The organism is Citricoccus sp., assembly GCF_035445025.1.
Taxonomy (GTDB): domain Bacteria; phylum Actinomycetota; class Actinomycetes; order Actinomycetales; family Micrococcaceae; genus Citricoccus.
In genome coordinates this window covers 1-3136 of the sequence record NZ_DAOMPX010000132.1, presented here as the reverse complement: position 1 = coordinate 3136, position 3136 = coordinate 1, and the positions used below count along the sequence as shown (strand labels likewise).

Annotated in this window: 3 protein-coding genes; all 3 read right to left on the bottom strand. The window is 69.6% G+C overall.

The window, feature by feature from the left end; genetic code table 11:
- Positions 1–1979 (bottom strand): ATP-dependent zinc metalloprotease FtsH (gene ftsH / locus PLJ28_RS15435; protein ID WP_324590399.1); only part of this gene is annotated, 1979 nt, incomplete at its 3' end.
- A gap of 241 nt (positions 1980–2220) precedes the next feature.
- Positions 2221–2772: a hypoxanthine phosphoribosyltransferase gene (gene hpt, locus PLJ28_RS15430; RefSeq protein WP_183530321.1), complete on the bottom strand. Its 552-nt coding sequence runs from the start codon at positions 2770–2772 to the stop codon at positions 2221–2223.
- A gap of 76 nt (positions 2773–2848) precedes the next feature.
- A partial coding sequence (locus PLJ28_RS15425; protein WP_324590398.1) for a TilS substrate-binding domain-containing protein occupies positions 2849–3136 on the bottom strand: 288 nt, incomplete at its 5' end.

The following is a 3136-nucleotide window of genomic DNA, read 5'->3' as shown; positions in this document are numbered from 1 at the left end:
GAGTCGGACGTCGACTCCGGGTCGACGGGGCCGGCGTCGTGCCCGTTCTTCGCGGCGAGGGCCCGGCGCTCCGCCGGGGACAGCACCGGGGGCTGGTCCGAGACCGGCCGGTCCTCGCTGGAGAGCCAGATCTCACGGGCCTCGCGCTTGCGGATGCCCGCGAAGATCTCGGCGATCTCGGCCTGGTTCAGCGTCTCCCGCTCCAGCAGCTCGTAGGCGAGCCGGTCCAGGATGTCCCGGTTCTCGTTCAGGATCCAGTAGGCCTCGTCGTGGGCCTGGTCCAGCAGTCCGCGGACCTCCTCGTCCACCACGGCGGCCACGCGCTCCGAGTACTCCCGGCCGCTGCCCATGTCACGGCCCATGAAGGGCTCACCGCTGCCGGAACCGAGCTTCACGGCGCCCACGCGCTCGCTCATGCCGTACTCCGTGACCATCTTGCGGGCCGTCTCCGTGGCCTTGGAGATGTCGTTCGAGGCGCCCGTGGACGGGTCGTGGAAGATGATCTCCTCGGCCACCCGGCCGCCCATCGCGTAGGCCAGCTGGTCCAGCAGCTCGTTGCGTGTGACGGAGTACTTGTCGTCCTCCGGGACCACCATGGTGTAGCCCAGGGCACGCCCGCGGGGCAGGATGGTGATCTTCGTGACCGGGGCCGAGTTCCGCAGCCCCGCGGCCACCAGGGCGTGCCCGCCCTCGTGGTAGGCGGTGACCTTGCGCTCGTGCTCCTTCATGAGCCGGGAGCGCTTCTGCGGGCCGGCCATGACGCGGTCCACGGCCTCGTCGAGGGCGCGGTCGTCGATCAGCTGGGCGTTGGAGCGCGCCGTGAGCAGGGCCGCCTCGTTGAGCACGTTGGCCAGGTCGGCACCGGTGAAGCCGGGGGTGCGCTTGGCCAGGGAGCGCAGGTCCACGCCGGGCGCCATCGGCTTGCCCTGGGCGTGCACCTGCAGGATCTGGTTCCGGCCCTCCAGGTCCGGTGCCTCCACCGGGATCTGGCGGTCGAAGCGGCCGGGCCGCAGCAGGGCCGGGTCCAGGACGTCCGGGCGGTTGGTCGCGGCGATCAGGATGACGTTGGTGGTTGCGTCGAAGCCGTCCATCTCCACCAGGAGCTGGTTGAGGGTCTGCTCGCGCTCGTCGTTGCCGCCGCCCACGCCGGCACCGCGGTGGCGACCGACGGCGTCGATCTCGTCGACGAAGATGATGGCCGGGGAGTTGTTCTTGGCCTGTTCGAAGAGGTCGCGCACCCGGGAGGCGCCGACGCCGACGAACATCTCCACGAAGTCCGAACCGGAGATGGAGTAGAACGGCACGCCGGCCTCACCGGCCACGGCCTTGGCCAGCAGGGTCTTGCCGGTGCCGGGAGGACCGTAGAGCAGCACGCCCTTGGGGATCTTGGCGCCGACGGCCTGGAACTTGGCGGGCTCGGAGAGGAACTCCTTGATCTCGTGGAGTTCCTCCACGGCCTCCTCGGCGCCGGCCACGTCCTCGAACGTCACCTGCGGCATGTCCTTGGAGATCAGCTTGGCCTTGGACTTGCCGAACTGCATGACCTTGCCGCCGCCGCCCTGCATCCGGGACATCAGGAACCAGAAGACCAGGGCGATGAGCAGGAACGGGATCATGAACCCGAGCAGGGACAGCAACCAGTTGTTCTGCACCGGCTGGTCCGTGAAGCCGTCCAGGGAGGAGGCGTCGATGGCCTCCACGACCTTCTCGGCGCGCGCGGTGGAGTAGTAGAAGTACACCTCCGTGCCGAGCTCGCGCCCGTCCTGGGTGTACGGGTCCCGCAGTGTCAGGTCGACGCGCTGGTCGCCGTCCTGGATGCGGGCCTGCTCGGCCTTGTTCTCCTGCAGCAGGGCCAGGCCGACGTTCGTGTCGACGCGTGCGCTGGAACCCTGGGTGAGGGCCGGGATGATCAGCACCAGGAACAGGGCGGCCAGGACGATCCAGATGATCGGGCCCTTGAAGACCTTCTTGGCTTTCAACAACTCTCCTGACTGTGGCCTGCGGCGCGGGCGTGGCGTCCGCGGCGGTGTGGCTGGCCCGGGGCACAGCCGTACCCTTCAACGGTACCGGGCGCCGATCTATGCCGGGGGTCCGGGAGACCGCTTTTCGCGAGCGGTGGAATGCCCGCGGCGGCCCCGTCCCCCGGTCCTCCGCCCTCGTGCGGCACGAGGGGACGGATCCGGGGGTGCCGGAGGAGCGGGGGCTCCCCGCCGGCCGGGGTCAGGAGTAGACGTGCGGGGCGAGGGTGCCGATGAAGTCCAGGTTGCGGTACTTCTCGTCGAAGTCCAGCCCGTAGCCGACCACGAACTCGTTCGGGATGTCCTTGCCGACGTACTTGACGTCGATGTCCACCTTCATCGCCTCGGGCTTGCGCAGGAACGCGCAGATCTCCACGGAGGCGGGACCGCGGGACTCGAGGTTGGTCTTCAGCCAGGACAGGGTCAGGCCGGAGTCGATGATGTCCTCGACGATCAGCACGTGCCGGCCCATCAGGTCGGCGTCGAGGTCCTTGAGGATCCGCACCACGCCGGAGGACTGGGTCCCCGAGCCGTAGGAGGACACTGCCATGAAGTCCAGGGTGACGTGGGAGCTCAGGGCCCGGGACAGGTCCGCCATGACCATGACCGCGCCCTTGAGGACGGCCACCAGCAGCACGTCCTTGTCCTGGTAGTCCCGGTCGATCTGGGCTGCCAGGTCCTTGATGGTGGACTGGATCTGCTCTGTGGTCATGAGCACGTGCTCCAGGTCGCCCTGCACGTCCTGTGCTTCCATGCGGTCTGCTCCTGCTGGGTGTCTGATACCGGTCGGACGCGGCGGACGGGACCGCTCCGCCGGTCGGCGGCGGTGGCTACCGGCCAGCGTCAAGGACCAGTCTCGCACACCCGGCCTCACGATGACGGCGTGCGGTGACACCCCCGGCCAGCTCGACAGGACCGGCCGATCCGCCACCCACGGACCGGGTGGCGACCAGCCGCTCCACGGCCAGGACCCGCTCCCGGCTGGGGCGTTCTCCCCCGGCCGCCACCACGGCCAGGCCGATCACCCGCAGCCGGACCGCCGTCGGCAACGCGGCCAGGTCCTCCACGGGGAGGGTGACGTGACCGACGCCACGGCCGGACTCCGTGGCCTCGGCGTG